Source organism: Ancylomarina longa (assembly GCF_003996985.1).
GTDB lineage: Bacteria > Bacteroidota > Bacteroidia > Bacteroidales > Marinifilaceae > Ancylomarina_A > Ancylomarina_A longa.
The window spans coordinates 139,624-156,194 of sequence record NZ_RJJX01000006.1 but is presented as its reverse complement, the minus strand read 5'-3'; the positions used below and the strand labels follow the sequence as shown (position 1 = coordinate 156,194).

At 33.4% G+C, this 16,571-nt stretch carries 13 protein-coding genes; 11 read left to right on the top strand and 2 right to left on the bottom strand.

All coding sequences use genetic code 11. The features are described from left to right. The first annotated feature begins 110 nt into the window (after positions 1 to 110). From DLK05_RS06695 to uvrC, 6 genes are all read left to right on the top strand, one after another. A complete protein-coding gene (locus DLK05_RS06695) occupies positions 111 to 3,404 on the top strand; it encodes a hypothetical protein (RefSeq protein ID WP_127343235.1) in 3,294 nt (1,097 codons plus the stop codon). Then, positions 3,397 to 3,804: an ATP-binding protein gene (locus tag DLK05_RS06690; RefSeq protein WP_127343234.1), complete on the top strand. Its 408-nt coding sequence runs from the start codon at positions 3,397 to 3,399 to the stop codon at positions 3,802 to 3,804. The genes DLK05_RS06695 and DLK05_RS06690 overlap by 8 nt, the downstream gene beginning before the upstream one ends. A 3-nt stretch (positions 3,805 to 3,807) precedes the next feature. After that, positions 3,808 to 4,230, top strand: coding sequence for an rRNA maturation RNase YbeY (ybeY, locus tag DLK05_RS06685; RefSeq protein ID WP_127343233.1), 423 nt, complete (start codon positions 3,808 to 3,810; stop codon positions 4,228 to 4,230). A gap of 149 nt (positions 4,231 to 4,379) precedes the next feature. Beyond that, the gene (gene mnmG / locus DLK05_RS06680) at positions 4,380 to 6,257 is read left to right on the top strand and encodes a tRNA uridine-5-carboxymethylaminomethyl(34) synthesis enzyme MnmG (protein ID WP_127343232.1); all 1,878 of its coding nucleotides are present in this window, start codon (positions 4,380 to 4,382) and stop codon (positions 6,255 to 6,257) included. A gap of 167 nt (positions 6,258 to 6,424) precedes the next feature. Beyond that, on the top strand, positions 6,425 to 8,068 hold the full coding sequence (gene ade / locus DLK05_RS06675; protein ID WP_127343231.1) for an adenine deaminase: 1,644 nt from the start codon (positions 6,425 to 6,427) through the stop codon (positions 8,066 to 8,068). Between the two features lie 26 nt (positions 8,069 to 8,094). Next, positions 8,095 to 9,897 (top strand): excinuclease ABC subunit UvrC, encoded by a 1,803-nt coding sequence (gene uvrC, locus DLK05_RS06670; protein WP_235831967.1) that lies wholly within the window; start codon positions 8,095 to 8,097, stop codon positions 9,895 to 9,897. A gap of 71 nt (positions 9,898 to 9,968) precedes the next feature. On the opposite strand, the gene lplA is transcribed toward uvrC, so the two are convergent. Beyond that, entirely contained in the window at positions 9,969 to 10,952 is a 984-nt protein-coding gene (gene lplA / locus DLK05_RS06665; protein WP_127343229.1) for a lipoate--protein ligase, read from the bottom strand. Between the two features lie 182 nt (positions 10,953 to 11,134). On the opposite strand from lplA, the gene dtd reads away from it, so the two are divergent. From dtd to DLK05_RS06645, 4 genes are all read left to right on the top strand, one after another. Beyond that, complete coding sequence (dtd, locus tag DLK05_RS06660; protein ID WP_127343228.1) at positions 11,135 to 11,587, top strand: D-aminoacyl-tRNA deacylase; 453 nt, start codon at positions 11,135 to 11,137, stop codon at positions 11,585 to 11,587. A gap of 3 nt (positions 11,588 to 11,590) precedes the next feature. Then, positions 11,591 to 11,926 carry a nucleotide pyrophosphohydrolase gene (locus DLK05_RS06655; RefSeq protein WP_127343227.1) on the top strand — a complete coding sequence of 112 codons (336 nt, stop codon included), beginning with the start codon at positions 11,591 to 11,593 and terminating at the stop codon, positions 11,924 to 11,926. A gap of 197 nt (positions 11,927 to 12,123) precedes the next feature. Further along, positions 12,124 to 13,023 carry a deoxyribose-phosphate aldolase gene (deoC, locus tag DLK05_RS06650; protein ID WP_127343226.1) on the top strand — a complete coding sequence of 300 codons (900 nt, stop codon included), beginning with the start codon at positions 12,124 to 12,126 and terminating at the stop codon, positions 13,021 to 13,023. 112 nt (positions 13,024 to 13,135) lie between these two features. Then, positions 13,136 to 15,049, top strand: a complete 1,914-nt coding sequence (locus DLK05_RS06645) for a PAS domain-containing sensor histidine kinase (protein ID WP_127343225.1) — start codon at positions 13,136 to 13,138, stop codon at positions 15,047 to 15,049. A gap of 13 nt (positions 15,050 to 15,062) precedes the next feature. Here the strand turns inward: DLK05_RS06645 and DLK05_RS06640 are convergent, their stop codons facing one another. After that, on the bottom strand, positions 15,063 to 16,049 hold the full coding sequence (locus DLK05_RS06640; protein ID WP_127343224.1) for a polyprenyl synthetase family protein: 987 nt from the start codon (positions 16,047 to 16,049) through the stop codon (positions 15,063 to 15,065). A 198-nt stretch (positions 16,050 to 16,247) separates the two neighbouring features. Between DLK05_RS06640 and DLK05_RS06635 the strand changes: the two genes are divergently transcribed. Beyond that, complete coding sequence (locus DLK05_RS06635; protein WP_127343223.1) at positions 16,248 to 16,547, top strand: ArsR/SmtB family transcription factor; 300 nt, start codon at positions 16,248 to 16,250, stop codon at positions 16,545 to 16,547. Positions 16,548 to 16,571 lie beyond the last annotated feature (24 nt).

Genomic DNA, 16,571 nt, shown 5'->3' with positions numbered 1-16,571 from the left:
ATAATCCTACTACTTAACCGTCTCCAAGTGACTTTATACTTATCTTCGTATTAGAGAAGAAGAACTTGGTATGTTTCAATGGAGAAATGCAATATTCAAATGAACTACGAATGAATAGCAATCAAGAAATATTTATTGTGAAAATTGATAGATTTATTCGTAAATATTATCAGAATCAACTGTTAAGAGGTATTATAATTGGATTATTACTATTGCTTTGCTATTTCTTATTTGTCTCTTTTTCCGAATATTTCCTCTATTTTTCTGTAAAAATAAGAAGTTTTTTGGCATTGATTTTTATCATTTTATGCCTTTTTATTTTAATTAAACTAATAGTTTTTCCTTGTACTGCCCTGTTAAAAATAGGAAAGCGTATTAGTTATTTGCAGGCGATAGAAATCATCAGTCTGCATTTTCCAGAATTGGAAGATCGCTTGGTAAATATCTTGGAGCTGACAGAATTATTGAATAGAAGTGATTCAGAAAAAACATCACTTCTACTGGCAAGTATTAATCAACGAATAGACTCGATTCGCTTGGTATCCTTTCGAAAAGCAGTTTCTTACCATCATAATTGGAAATACCTTAGATATTTGGGAATTGTATTATTCTGCGCTATAAGTCTGTATTTATGGATGCCGGATCTATATTCCAAGAGTACGGGCCGATTGGTACATTTTAATCGTACATACGCACCGCCAGCAGATTTTCAATTTTATTTGGACAATACTAAGCTTAGGGTTGTAAAAGGTTCTGATTTTGTTTTAAAAGCGGCCGCAAAGGGGAAGTACAATCCATCAGAGGCTTATTTAGTTTATTCTAACAATAAGTTTCTATTAAAAAATGAAGGAGCAGGTCATTTTTCGTACAATTTTCATAATGTAAATGCGGATATAATCTTTCATTTGGAGTCAGGACGAGTCATCTCAAAGGATTTTAAATTAAAAGCCTTGTCCGAACCAGGGCTACGAAGTTCCCAACTAACAATAACAGCTCCATTCTATACAAAAATACCAGTAAAAGTGGTATCTAATTTAGCTGATATTAGTATCCCCGTGGGATCCTTGCTTCATTTTCATTTAGAAGGAGAGGAAACGGATTCGTTGAATATTCTTTTCTCTGATAAATTATCGCCACGCATCTCTAAATCTAAAAAGGGTAGTTTTGACTTTTCAAAACAGATTTTTCAAGATCTTTCCTATAAAATATTATTAAGTAATCGTGAGTTTAAAAAATCGCTTTTTGCAATTTATCAAATAGATATAATACCGGATTTTTATCCTGAAATAAGTATTTCGGTTATTCAGGACTCAGTGATACCAAGTGGTTATTATTTCAAGGGGATTATAAAAGACGATTATGGCTTTACCAATTTACGCTTTGTTTACGAAACAGATAATCACGCTCCAATATATATTCCAGTAGTTTTCAAAAAGGATATAAAAAGTCAGGCTTTCTATTTTTCATTTGATTTTTCTACTGTTGATGCAAGTGAGGATAGTAAAATTAAATACTATTTCGAGGTCTTCGATAATGATCAAATTTATCAGCCCAAAATGACTCGTTCAAGAGTATTTGATTATTATATACCTGATTCTAAACAAATCTATGATTTAAACGAGATTGTTCATGATAGTATCAATCATCAGATGAACAATAGTATGGAGATAAGTCAATCTATTCAAAGAGATATTTTAAAAATGCAAAAAAATGCCTTGGACGGACATGTGGAGAAATGGCAACAAGATCAATTATTCAAGGATATTCTTCAGAAAAAGAATAATTTGATGGAATTATTGAAGGAGATTCGAATTGATAATCAACGTAAAAATCAATTGCTCAATTCGTCAGGTTTGCAAGATTCTCTATTATTAGAAAAGCAGAAACAAATTGACAAACTTTTGGATAAGGTAATGGATAAGGAATTACAAAAATTATTCGACCAGTTTAATAAGCTTTCTGAGGAATTTAAAATGGAGAATCTCAATAAAATTGGAAATCAAATAAAGATGTCATTAGATGATTTTCAAAAGCAAATGGATCGAAATTTAAAATTATTGGAACGTTATGAGATTGAAGTGAAAGTAAAACAGTTGATTGCATGCCTCGAAAAATTGGCGGAGAAACAAGAAACGATTCTAAAATATTCAAAAAAGGATCATCAGAAAAGTATAGATTTTCATGATAATATTAATAAGAAATGGGAGGATATACGGAAAGATTTATCTGATATACTAGATAAGAATTCAAATATAGAAAACCCCTATTCATTTGATGATTTTACTCCTGAAGAAGATGTTATTTCTGACCTTATAAACAAGACGGAATCTTTCATAGAGAATAATAAATGGGAAAAAATCTCTAGGAATCAAAAGGAAATAGCTAGAAGACAGAGAGGTTTGGCCCAAAAGTTATCAGAAGGTTTGGCTAAGAGTAATTCTGTTCAATTGCAGGTTGATATCGATAATCTAATCAGATTATTAAATAATTTAATTGAATTCTCTTTTCGGCAAGAAGCAGTTTTAAGGCAATTCAAACAGATAAACTATCGCAATCCCAGATATGTCGAGATTATGGATCGGCAGGATTTACTAAAAGAGGAGTATAAGTTAGTGCAAGATTCTTTGTTAGTACTTTCAGCTCATTCCCCACAAGTTGCTTCCCTAATTGGTAATCGTATTTTTTCGATTCAAAATTTAATGGAAGAGATACTTGATAAAATGAATAATAGACAAGTTGGATCGGGAGTCGTTTTGCAACAAAAGGTTTTAACGGAGACCAATGAACTTTCTTTATTTTTATCAGAGGCTATAAAACAATTAATGAATCAGATGGCAAATGCAATGCCTGGTGATCAGCTAGGTGATAAAAAAAGTGGTAAAAATGCATTTCCAGGATTAAAATCCAAGCAAAACTCACTAAAAAAAATGATGCAGGATTTAATTCAGGAAATGAAAGATGGAAAGGATAAATCGGGGTTGAAAGAAAAGTTTGGGAAAATGCTTCAAAGGCAAGAAATGTTTCAGGAAAATTTAGAAGAAATGCTTCAAAATGGCGACTTAGGAAATGAAAGTGAGAAAATACTACGTGAAGTGATCAAAATGATTGACCAAACAGAATCGGATATTTATAATTTTTCCATAAATTCAACTACTATTTTACGACAAAATAAAATTCTATCGCGATTGTTACAAGCCGAGAATTCAGAAAGGGAAAAAGGTTTTGATAAGAAGCGGGAAAGTAATTCAGGAAATAATTTGAAATTAAGTAACCCTAGGGAAATATTTGAGTATAAAAGGGTACGAACAGATTCTGGCAGTATATTTTATGACTCAAACGTTAAAATGTTCGATTATTATAATAAGCTGTATTTGGACTATATGATACAAATTAATAATGACTAAATCTGATAACTTGCTAGTATTTCCATCCGAATTAGAAAACATAACCAGGGTAGAAAAATTAATAGATGATATTTCTTCCTCGTACAATTTAAGTTCCGAAATTTATGGCAAAATTTCAGTTGCTATAATAGAGGCGGTTAACAATGCTATATTGCATGGTAATCAACTTGATGTTTCCAAACAAGTGAAAATTGAGTTTAATGTTGATAAAGAAGCAATTCGCTTTTTGATAGAAGATGAAGGAAAAGGATTTGATTTTAAAAATATTCCAGATCCAACCCTTCCAGAGAATTTGGAAAAAACTCATGGTCGTGGAATATTTTTGATGAATCATTTGGCTGATCAAATTGAATTTGGCGAGAATGGTTCTTTAGTAGAAATGGAATTTAGATTTGGATAAATAATGATAACATATAATTCGTGTGATATAGAAATTCCCGCGATTGACCAAGAGCGTTTAAACGACTGGATCAATCGCGTTGTTATTAATAACAACTGTGAAATAGGAGAGCTTAATTACTATTTTTGCTCTGATGACCACCTGCTACAAATGAATCGTGAACATCTTAATCACGACTATTTTACAGATATAATTACCTTTGATTATACCGTTTCTGATCTAATTTCCGGAGATATGTTTATAAGTGTCGATACTGTGAAAGATAATGCACAGGAATATAAGTGTGAATTTTCGCAGGAATTAAGGAGAGTATTGATACATGGTGTTTTACATCTTATAGGATTTGATGATAAAACAGATAAAGATCAGGAAATCATGACCCAAAAGGAGGATGAATCATTAGCTTTATTTTCAAAGATTCATTAAATTTGTGCAATTTTTCAGTTTATTGTATTGATTATTAGATGTCTAGGTGAGTTTATCGGCAGCTAGTGTCCTGAAATACAATATTTTAAGCTTAATTCTTTATCATTGTTAATGAATAAAGAAAATGGAATACAAATATCTTATATTATATGTTGCCTAAGTACGATGTTATAGTAGTGGGAGCCGGTCATGCCGGATGTGAGGCGGCGACGGCTGCAGCAAACCTGGGATCTTCTGTTCTTTTGATCACTATGGATATGAATAAAATTGCTCAAATGTCCTGTAATCCCGCCATTGGTGGAATTGCGAAAGGACAAATTGTGCGGGAACTGGATGCTTTAGGCGGATACACTGGCATTGTGACCGACCGTTCATCTATTCAATTTCGTATGCTAAATCGTTCAAAAGGGCCTGCAATGTGGAGTCCAAGAGCTCAGTGTGACAGGATGATTTTTTCTTCTGAATGGAGAAAAATTATTGAAAATACAGATAATCTAGACATGTGGCAAGATGCCGTCGTTCGGGTTATCATCAAAGAAGGAAAAGCTATTGGAGTTACGACTAAGTTGGGAATTGATATTTTTGCGAAAACAGTAATTCTAACAAATGGTACTTTCCTGAACGGTTTAATGCATATTGGACGAAAGCAAGAGACAGGTGGACGATCAGCTGAACCAGCATCTTTAGGCATTAGTGAACAATTAAAAGAAATCGGTTTTGAGGTGGGCAGAATGAAAACCGGTACACCTGCCCGTTTGGATGGCCGGAGTATCGATTTTTCGCAAATGAGAAGACAAGATGGGGAGGAAGGCTTTTATCAGTTCTCCTATCTTACAAATCATGTCGATCGCACACTGGTTCAAAGACCATGCTATATCACATATACCAATCCTGATGTTCATGATAATTTGCGTGAAGGATTTGAAGATTCACCAATGTACAATGGAACTATTCAGAGTACCGGACCAAGATATTGTCCTAGTATTGAATCTAAACTTTCAACCTTTGCCGAGAAACAGGAACACCTACTGTTCTTGGAACCAGAAGGTGAATTTACTCACGAATATTACATCAATGGATTTTCATCAAGTTTACCGTGGGATATTCAGCTGAAAGCTTTGCATAAAGTGCCGGGATTAGAAAAAGTAAAAATGTACCGTCCTGGTTATGCAATAGAATATGATTATTTTGATCCAACTCAGCTTTACCATACCTTGGAAACAAAGCGGGTTTCTAATCTGTATTTTGCTGGTCAAATTAATGGAACCACTGGATATGAAGAAGCTGGTGCTCAAGGAATGATGGCTGGTATAAATGCCAGCTTAGCTGTACAAGGAAAAGGATCATTTACCTTGAATAGAGATGAAGCATATATTGGTGTTTTGATTGACGATTTAGTAACTAAGGGAGTGGATGAACCCTATAGAATGTTCACTTCGAGAGCAGAATACAGAATCTTGTTACGACAAGATGATGCTGATGTTCGACTAACACCTAAAGCTTATGATTTGGGTTTGGCGAGCAAGGAACGTATTTATTTACTTGAAGAGAAGATAGAATTAAGAGATAAATTAATTACCTTTTGTAAAGAATTCAGTTGTAAACCTAAGTTTTTGAATCCAGTATTGGAAAAATTAGGAACTGCAACTCTTAAGCAAGGTGTAAAATTATACGATTTAATTTTAAGACCACAGGTGACTATTTCTGTCTTAGTGGAATATCTACCGGCACTTCGTCAAATTGTTGATTCGATTTCAAACAGAAGAGAAGAAATTATTGAAGCGGCAGAAGTTTTAATAAAGTATTCTGGCTATATCGATAGAGAAAAATTGATGGCTCAAAAGCTAACTCGTCTTGAAAATATTGATATAAAAGATCGATTTGAGTACACCAGCTTACAATCTTTATCTACTGAAGCAAGGCAAAAACTACATAAGATTCAGCCGCAGACTATTGGACAGGCATCCCGTATTTCAGGGGTTTCCCCAAGCGACATTAACGTTCTTTTAGTACTCATGGGACGATAATGTTCCACGTGGAACTTAGGAGTATTTTAAAATAGTTTACTCCTTAAACCGCCCGAAATTGACTTTCTATATCAGAGAAAGCTAGTTTCGGGCGTTTTTGAATTCCAGTTTAAGAGAATAAATGTTCGCAATTAATTAGCAACAGTTAAAATAGTAATACACAAAAGATGGGCAATATTAATTTTTCAATTTCAGGTAATGTTATTGATGTTGTTTCGAGAGAAATAATTAAGGCAGAAGTTGTGGTAGAGAGGGGACGAATAGTTTCAATTACAAGGAGAGAATCTGTTCCTGATTGTTATATTTTACCGGGGCTTGTTGATGCACATATGCATATTGAAAGTTCTCTTTTAATTCCGAGTAGGTTTGCAAACCTTGCAGTTCAACAAGGAACCTTAGGTTTGGTGACAGACCCTCATGAGATTGCAAATGTATTAGGGGAGATTGGTGTTGATTTCATGATAAATGATGCCAAAAAAGTGCCACTTGAAATCCGCTTTGGAGTTCCTTCTTGTGTGCCGGCAACACGTCATGAAACTTCCGGATTTATATTGGACAGTAATATTGTTGAAAGTCTTCTGAAAAGAGAAGAGGTCGTTTGTCTTGCAGAGGTGATGGATTTTATTGGTGTTATTGAAGAGGATTTAGAGGTGCTTCGGAAGATAAGAGCCTGTAAGAATCTTGGGAAAAAAATTGATGGTCATGCTCCGGGTTTGAGTGGCAGTGATCTTAAAAAATATGTGGCTTCAGGTATTTCTGCAGATCATGAATGCTCGAACATCGAAGAGGCTTTGGAGAAAATTAACCTTGGTATGATGATTCAAATCAGAGAAGGGAGTGCCGCAAAGGATTTTGAGGCTTTGTATCCATTATTAGATTCTCATCCTGAAAAAATAATGTTGTGTACGGATGATTTACATCCTGATGATTTGATGGGAAATGGACACATTAATCACCTAATTAAGAAAGGGCTTAAAAAGGGACTTAATCTATTTTCCTTGCTTCGTGCTGCAAGTTACAATCCGATTCGCCATTACGGTCTGGATTTGGGTTTACTTCAGATCGGAGATTCTGCAGATTTTATTGTAATTGATAATCCGAAATCTTTTTTGGTCCAAGAGGTATTTCGAAAAGGGAAATGTATTTATAGAGAGAATGAGGTTCTTTTTGAGACCAATAATGATATTCTTTTGAATAATTTTAGTCGAAAACCAATTCAACTATCTGATTTGCGTATTCTGCCACAGAAGGGATCAATACAAGCAATTGTAGTGCAGGATGGTAATTTATTAACTGATTCTGTCTTGTGTAAACCCAAAGTTGAAGATTCTAATGTTGTTTCTGATATCGAGAATGATTTATTAAAAATGGTTGTGATGAGTCGTTACGATAATGGTCAGCCCGTTATTGGTTTCGCAAAAGGTTTTGGATATAAAAAAGGGGCAATTGCCGAAAGTATTGCTCATGATAGTCACAATATTATTGCTGTTGGAACAAGTGATGAAGAATTGTTGTATGCCATTAATACGCTAATTGAAATGAAAGGCGGTATTGTTGCTGTTTCCAATGGTGATTGTGAAAGGGTAAGATTAGAAGTTGCAGGTTTGATGTCAAACAAAACAGGAGGTGAGTTGGTTCGAGATTACAATAAGTTGCGTAATTTTGCTTCTTCATTAGGCTCATCTTTTCAATCACCTTTTATGACACTGGCATTTATGTCTTTGTTGGTCATCCCAAAATTAAAATTATCTGACAAAGGTTTGTTTGATGTAAGCCAATTTAAGGTAGTTAATCTTTTTAAGGAGGAATAGGTTTTATTAATCGAAATTTGAATTTAGTGATTAAAAATAAAAACATAGATCATTTAAAATCGATAGTCTCTATCCTACCTGAAGAGCCGGGAGTATATCAATTTTTTGATAAGAACAACACAATTATTTACGTTGGAAAAGCAAAGCGACTCAAAAGGAGAGTTGCTTCCTATTTTAATAAAGTTCATGATTCTGCGAAAACGAATATTATGGTTCGTAAGATTGTGGAAATTCGACATATTGTTGTTGAATCGGAAGAGGATGCTTTGTTTTTAGAAAATAATCTCATTAAAAAGTATCAGCCACGTTATAATGTTCTTCTTAAAGATGATAAGTCTTTTCCATGGATATGTATAAAAAAAGAGAATTATCCCAGGGTACAGGTTACAAGACATTTGATTAAGGATGGTTCTGAATATTTTGGGCCTTATACCAGTGTGAAAATGGTTAAAATACTGATGGACATGATTCAGTCTTTATACCAATTGCGTACATGTAATTTAAGTTTGTCGGAAGAGGGAATAAGGGACAATAAGTTTAAAGTTTGTTTGGAGTTTCATATCGGGAATTGCAAAGCTCCTTGTGTAGGAAAGGAAAGAAAAGAGAATTACGAACAGAGGATAAAGGATATTAGGAATATTTTAAAGGGAAATATTGGTTCAGTGACCGGACAGTTGAGGGAAAAAATGCAGGAGTTGGCCAATGAGTTCAAATTTGAAGAGGCTCATATTATCAAAGAGAAACTTGAATTACTCTCAAAGTACCAAAGCAAGTCTACTATTGTAAATCCTTCCATTAATAACATTGATGTATATTCAATAATTGATGATGAGAATTATGCTTACGTTAATTTCTTAAAAGTGGTAAATGGAGCAATAATTCAGGCACATACTATTGAAATGAAGAAAAAATTGGATGAAAGAAAAGAGGACTTGCTGTCTTTAGCTATTGCCGAAATTCGACAAAAAATATTCAGTACTGCCAAGGAGATTTTAATTCCTTTTGAGCTGGATTTACCCATTCAGAATGTCCGTTTTGTAGTTCCCCAACGCGGTGACAAGAAGAAATTACTAGATTTATCTCAACGTAACGTCAAATATTACCGTCTGGAGAAATTAAAGAAAGGTGAGAAGTCACTAAAGCAATCCCATTCTGATCGTATTTTGGATAAAATGCGCACCGATTTGAGATTGAAAGATACACCAATTCATATCGAGTGTTTTGATAATTCGAATATTCAGGGAACAAACCCTGTAGCATCCTGTGTTGTTTTTCGAAATGCCAGGCCTTATAAAAAGGATTATCGGCATTTTAATATCAAGACTGTGATTGGTGCTAATGATTTTGCTTCGATGGAAGAAATTATTTACCGTAGATATCGAAGATTATTGGAGGAAAACAAGAGTCTACCACAATTAATAGTAATAGATGGCGGAAAAGGTCAATTAGGAGCTGCTCTAAATAGTCTTGATAAATTGAAATTGAGGGGTAAAATATCTGTAATTGGAATTGCAAAAAAATTGGAGGAGATTTATTTTCCAGGAGATCCCTACCCATTGTATCTGGATAAAAATTCGGAAACCTTAAAAACAATTCAGTATTTGCGTAATGAGGCACATCGATTTGGTATTACTTTTCATCGTCAAAAGCGTTCGAAGGCATTTATTGGCTCCGAATTGGATAAGATCGAAGGAATTGGTCCAAAATCGGTTCAAAAGTTAATTCAAAAGTTTAAGTCAGTTGAAAATGTAAAGAAAGCAAGTAGGTCTGAATTAGAATCAGAACTTGGTAAATCTAAAGCCTTAACTGTCTATAAATATTTTAATTAGAATTTTTCACCTAAATGTATTATTTATATTAATATAGGAGGAAATATTTGATTGAGGAAATAAGGCTATTACTAGAAAAAAGCTTTAATAAGTTGACTTGTATTGATATTCTTAAAGTATAAGTTTAGATTAATATCTTCTAAAAGATTTAAAATAGCTGATTTATAATGAATTGTACCGCTTAGTATTCTCTCGAAATCAGAAAGATTTGCAAAATTAAGGCAATTTCCTTCTAAAGTCACTTTTTTAATAATTCCTTTCTCAACTATCATACTAATTTCCAAAATAGTACCTTCTGGAAAATTGCACAGTTTTTCAAATTTATAATTAGGGGAGTAACCATAGTTCCATTTCCAATTATTGTATTTCTTGGTCATTAGCAATTTAATTTTGGCTTCGTCCAAGTCTGACAATTCAAATTCTATTGCTTCTGGGAAATTAAGCTTAAACTCTTGAATGATTAAAGCAGCAAACTTATCCATAGATATTTGTAAGGAAAGGTAGTCTGATATATTGGTTACTCTGCTTCTTATGGATCGTACTCCGCGATCTTTGAACTTTAAGGGATTTACCTTGAGTAATTGGTTTAATCTCGATAAATCGCTCGAAAAAAGCATTGTTCCGTGCTGCATTACTTTGTTTTTGAATACGTGGGATGCGTTTCCAGAGAATTTTTTTCCATCGATGGTCAAATCACTTTTACCTTCGAATTTTGCATTCACTTTTAGTTTTTGCAACGTATCAATTATTGGGGAACTATATTTTTGAAAATCAACTAGCTTCCCCTTTTCTCCTTTCTTGATGAAACAATAGTTCAAATTTCCTTCGTCATGGAAAACCGTTCCTCCACCGGATAATCGTCTAAAAACTGGAATTTTTTCTTGCTCTGCCTTTTCAATATTAATCTCTGCAAGAGTGTTTTGATGTTTTCCTACAATAAGAGATGGGATGTTGATGTACAGAAAGAAGAAATCATCTTCATAGTTTTTTAGTAAAAACTCTTCTGTAGCAAGATTAAAAGCAGGATTATGTGATGAACTAATGAAAAATAACATGATTTGTCGTGTTTATTTTATTAATCTACAAAGATGATTATAATTTAGTAATGGTTTTAATTTAGAATTAATTTTAATAATGGATAGCAGATGAAAATAGCTTTTTATAAAGTGAATTACCTCGAAAGTTAAACGCTATATTTGACTAACTATCATTATTTAGTCTTAATAAATATTTAGTTATGCGAATTGTGATTCAACGTGTTAGCCAAGCCTCGGTAAAGGTTGATTCTGTGATTGTTGGCCGGATTGAGCAAGGGCTTATGGTCTTGGTGGGAATTGAAAATGCGGATACCCTAGAAGATGCTGAATGGTTGAGTAAAAAAATCTGTAATCTTCGAATTTTCGATGATGAAGAAGGGGTGATGAACAAATCTTTGGTGGACATTGATGGAAATATTTTGGCCATTAGCCAGTTTACTTTGCAAGCTAAGACCAAAAAAGGAAATCGCCCATCATACATTCCAGCTGCTAAACCAGATGTTGCTATTCCCCTGTACAACAGTTTTGTCTCTTGTTTAGAGAAGGAAGCTGGGAAAAAAGTGCAAACTGGAAAATTTGGTGCAGAAATGAAGGTTTCATTAATAAATGATGGACCGGTAACCATTATAATCGATTCTAAAAATAAGGAGTAGAATATGAAAGAGGTTGCGATCAGTGAGGCGCAGAAAATGGTAGATCAGTGGATCAAAAAATATGGCGTACGATATTTTAATGAGCTAACGAATATGGCTATTCTAACAGAAGAAGTTGGAGAGGTAGCTCGAATTATCTCCAGAAAATATGGGGAACAGTCCTTCAAAGAAAGTGATAAAAAAGGCAATTTAGCCGATGAAATGGCTGATGTTCTTTGGGTTTTAATGTGTTTGGCTAACCAAACCGGAGTCGATTTAAATGCTGCCTTCCAGAAAAATCTCGAAAAGAAAACAAAGCGGGATAAGGATAGGCATAAAAACAATGAGAAGCTTCGCTAAAAGTTAAGTGCATGAAATAGAGTATTCCACCAATTTTATTATAATTTTGGCATTAGTAAAGAAGTACAGTAGAGAGCTCTACTGTGCATATGGAAAAATCAGCGGAAACGTCCGCAACTGGTTAATTATTATTTATTTACATTATGTAGCTCCAAATTTAGGATTTGGCGCTCCATCCTAATTAAAATTTCGTAAGGATGAAGAAAAACATTTTAGAGATCTTGAAATCGTACAATTTAGAATTGAATGATCAAGAGGTGAGCAATCAGGTAAAAGAGATTTTAGCTTCCGATTTTTATTCTTTGTACACCGTTGAGAATTTAAAGAAAAATTTCTCGTTAATCGATTTAACGACTTTAAATTCTACCGACACACATGCAAGAGCCAAGAGTTTTGCAGAGAATGTAAATAACTTCCAGAATGATTTTGACATGCCGAATGTTGCGGCAATTTGTGTATATCCATACCAAGTGCCAACATTAAATGAAAACTTAAAAGCGGAAGGCGTAAATATTGCCTCTGTTGCCGGTGTTTTCCCATCTTCTCAATCTTTCGTTGAAGTTAAGGCATTAGAATGTAAAATGGCTGTCGAAAAAGGAGCCGATGAAGTGGATATTGTAATTTCTATAGGGGCTTTTCTCGAAGGAAATTATCAAACCGTTTTCGATGAGATTGTAGCACAAAAAGAAGCTTGTGGAAAAGGACATTTAAAGGTCATTTTGGAAACAGGAGAGTTGAAAACAGCAACTAACATCCGAACAGCCTCAATTATTGCCATGGAAGCAGGTGCTAATTTTATTAAAACATCAACAGGAAAGGTTCCTGTAAATGCTACTTTGGAGGCAGCTTTTGTCATGACTCAAGCTATTAAAGAGTATCATGAGAGAACAGGCAGAATGGTTGGATTTAAGCCTGCTGGTGGTATTTCTACAGGAAAGGATGCCATTGAGTTTTATTCGATATCTAAAAATAATTTAGATGAAGATTGGCTAAATAATGAATATTTGCGAATTGGAGCCTCAAGTTTAGCAAATAACTTACTTACCGAAATTCACAAATTGGAGACAGGAGAAGTAAAAGAAATTAGGTATTTTTAAATATAAGTAGATTTAACAAAAAGCCGGAATTATTTCCGGCTTTTTCTTTTTAATTACAATTATTTTTTTAATTTCGATAAATTATTGATAAGAAAATATTCTTAAGAATTTAATGCTAAAAGAATCAACATACCAACTAAAAGATAGAATTGAAGAACTCGAAGGAGAGTTATTAGAATTGCGTAATGAGCTAGCTCAGAACAACCATGAATTTGAGAGTCTTGATGTAATTAATCAAATAAACGGGAAAGAAACAGCTATATCTGTAATTGATACTGATTTCACTATAATCGAGATGAATTATAAGTGTTTACGGGATTCTAATTTGGATAATAATTGTGTTCTGGGGAAAAAATGTTACGCTATTCTTTATGATTTAGATCAACCTTGTAAAGAGTGTACCGTTGAGCAGGTAATTCAAAATAAAATTGCTAATAAGTTTCTGAAATCTTATTCTGAAAATGGAAACGTAAAATTCGAGGAGAAATCTGTTTCCCCGATTTTCGACAGCAATGGTACTGTCGATAAGCTTGTAATTCAAAGTGAGGATATTACAAACTACTATCATCTTATTGATAAGGTTGGTCAGAGAGAAGAATTTTATAAGACAATATTTGAATCGGCGGGTGATGCTTTTTTAATACACGACGAAGCAGGTAAAATAATTGAATTTGGCTCTCAGCTACCAATATTGCTACAATATTCTGAGGAGGAATTAAATAAATTGTCAATTCCAGATATTGATGATCCTAACAATTCTATGGATTATGGGGATCGAAAAAAGCAAATTGATAAAAAAGGATCTGCGATTTTCGAAACTACATTAATTAGTAAATCACAAGCAATAATTCCTGTAGAAGTAGTTGTTAATTTGATTGATACTCTAGGACAGAGAGTTTATTTTGTTGCAATCAGAAATGTGTCGAATCGCAAAATTGCTGAAAATAAATTAAAGGAGAGCGAAGAGCGGTTTAGAACCTTAGTAGAAAATGCCACGGATTTAATTATGCGCTTTGATAGAAATTACAAGCATCTGTTTGTTAATTCTGCAATACAAAAGGTGCTAAATATGGAACCAGATAATTTTATTGGTAAAACGCATCAGGAATTGGGTTTTCCTGATGATCTATGTAAATTTTGGGAGCAGGAAATGCAAATCGTTTTTGATTCAGCTAAAACGAGAACGGTCGAATTTTCTCTCAAAATAAAAGATAAAACACATTATTTTGAATGGCAGCTAATTCCTGAATTTAATTCTCAAGGACAAAATGATACTCTAATGGCAATTGCCAGGGATATTACTTCAAGGAAATTAAGCGAAATGGCATTAAATGAGGCATTGATTACAAAAGATAAGTTTTTTTCAATTCTTGCTCATGATTTAAAGAATCCTTTCAATGTGCTGTTGCCAATTTCACAAAGTTTAATGGAGGATGCAAGGCGCATAGGTGTAGAACAAATAGAGGAAGCAGCTACATTGATTAATTCTGCAGTAAAGCAAGAATTTAATTTGCTTAATAATTTGTTGGAATGGTCCCGTTCTCAAATGGGAAATATTTTATTTAACCCAAAACCTACGGATTTATCTCGTCTTGTAAATTCTAACATGCTTTTACACGAGATAAATGCTGATAAAAAGCAAATAAATATTTCTCTTCAAAAGAAGGGAGATACTAATGCATATGTGGATGAATACATGGTAGATACGGTGATTCGAAATCTACTCTCTAACGCAATAAAATTCACAAAAATAGGTGGAGAAATTGAAATTAGTTTAAATAATTTAGAAGATAGACTAGTTTTATCCGTAAAAGATAATGGAATTGGTATTAGTGTTGAGAATCAGAATAAACTATTCCGAATTGACACCAATTATACCCGGATTGGTACTTCTGACGAAATTGGAACAGGTTTAGGTTTAATTCTTTGTAAGGAATTTGTGGGACAAAATAAAGGAGACATTTCGGTAGAAAGCGAATTGGAAAAAGGAAGTATTTTTTCTGTTTCCTTACCCAAAAATCCTTGATATAAATAAGAAGTCACTTATTCCTTGATATAGTATAATCTACAAGATTTAGCAAAGCTAATTTCACATCAGATTCAGTAAATTCATCCAGCATTTCTATCGCTTTATTTTTATATTCAAGCATCTTATTTCTGGTGTATTCAATACCGCCATTCTCTTTCACAAAATGAATAAGTTGAGCCACTTTTTCAGGATTTTTATTGTGTTTTCTGATGATTCTAATTGCCCAACGCTTCTCCTTTTCTGATATTTTTTTGAGTACGTATATAAGAGGAAGCGTAAGTTTCTTTTCTTTAATATCGTTCCCTGTTGGTTTTCCAATATTTCCCTGCTTTTCATAGTCGAAAAGGTCATCCTTCATCTGAAAAGCAATGCCTAAATATTGACCAAACAAACGTAACTTTTGCTGGTCATTTTCACAAGCACCAACAGATACAGCACCCAATTCGGTACATGAAGCAATAAGACTAGCCGTTTTTTTATAAATAATATCAAAATAAACAGCTTCCGTAATGTCTAATTTCCTCGATTTTTCCATCTGAAGCAATTCTCCCTCACTCATCTCTCTAACAGCATTCGAAACAACTTGTAATTGATTGTACTCCTTATTTTCTAATGCAATAAGTAAGCCTTTGGAGAGCAAATAATCGCCAACCAAAACCGCAGCTTTCGATTTCCAAAGTCCATTAATAGAGAAAAACCCTCTTCTTTCATAAGCTTCATCAACAACATCGTCATGAATTAAAGTTGCTGTATGTAATAATTGAGTAAGTGCAGCGGCAGTAAAAGTAGATGGATTTACTTTGCCTAATAACTTGGCGCTTAAAAACACCAAAATAGGACGAATTTCTTTTCCCTTCCGTTTGATGATATAACGGTTTATAATATCCAATAATCGGATTTTACTTTTCAGAGCATTGCGAAAATACAAGTCAAAATCCTGCATATCCTTATGGATGGGAGCTTTTATATTAGCTGTGGGGCTTATTTTTAAATTCATAGCAATCAAAGTTAATAAATTCTACAAAGTATAAAATCGTAAATAAGTCGAATTGAATTCTACGATTGAGTTTATTAAGACTTTAAATAAATTATATACAAGACGAAAAATTTAACTATTTCGATATGATTTTGAACTTGATTAAAAGAATATATTTATATATTTGCATTTAATAATTTACGTGAATAATATTAGGGTATGAAAATTAATGAATTAGAACCTGCAAAATTGGAACAAGCAGCAAATATGTTAAAAGCAATTGCGCATCCAATGAGAATTGCGATTTTGGGGTTTCTGGAAGATGGAAAAAGACTTACAGTAACAGAAATTCATGAATTATTGGAAATTGAACAATCTACAACTTCTCATCATTTGGGAATTCTTAAAGATAAAGGCGTACTTTCTTCTCAAAGGGAAGGTAAGAACACTTATTATTTTTTAAAACATTGTAGTTTGAGTAACATTGTTGATTGTATTAGCAATTGCACTCTTGGATAAAATTTTAAAACCAGTAATAACTGG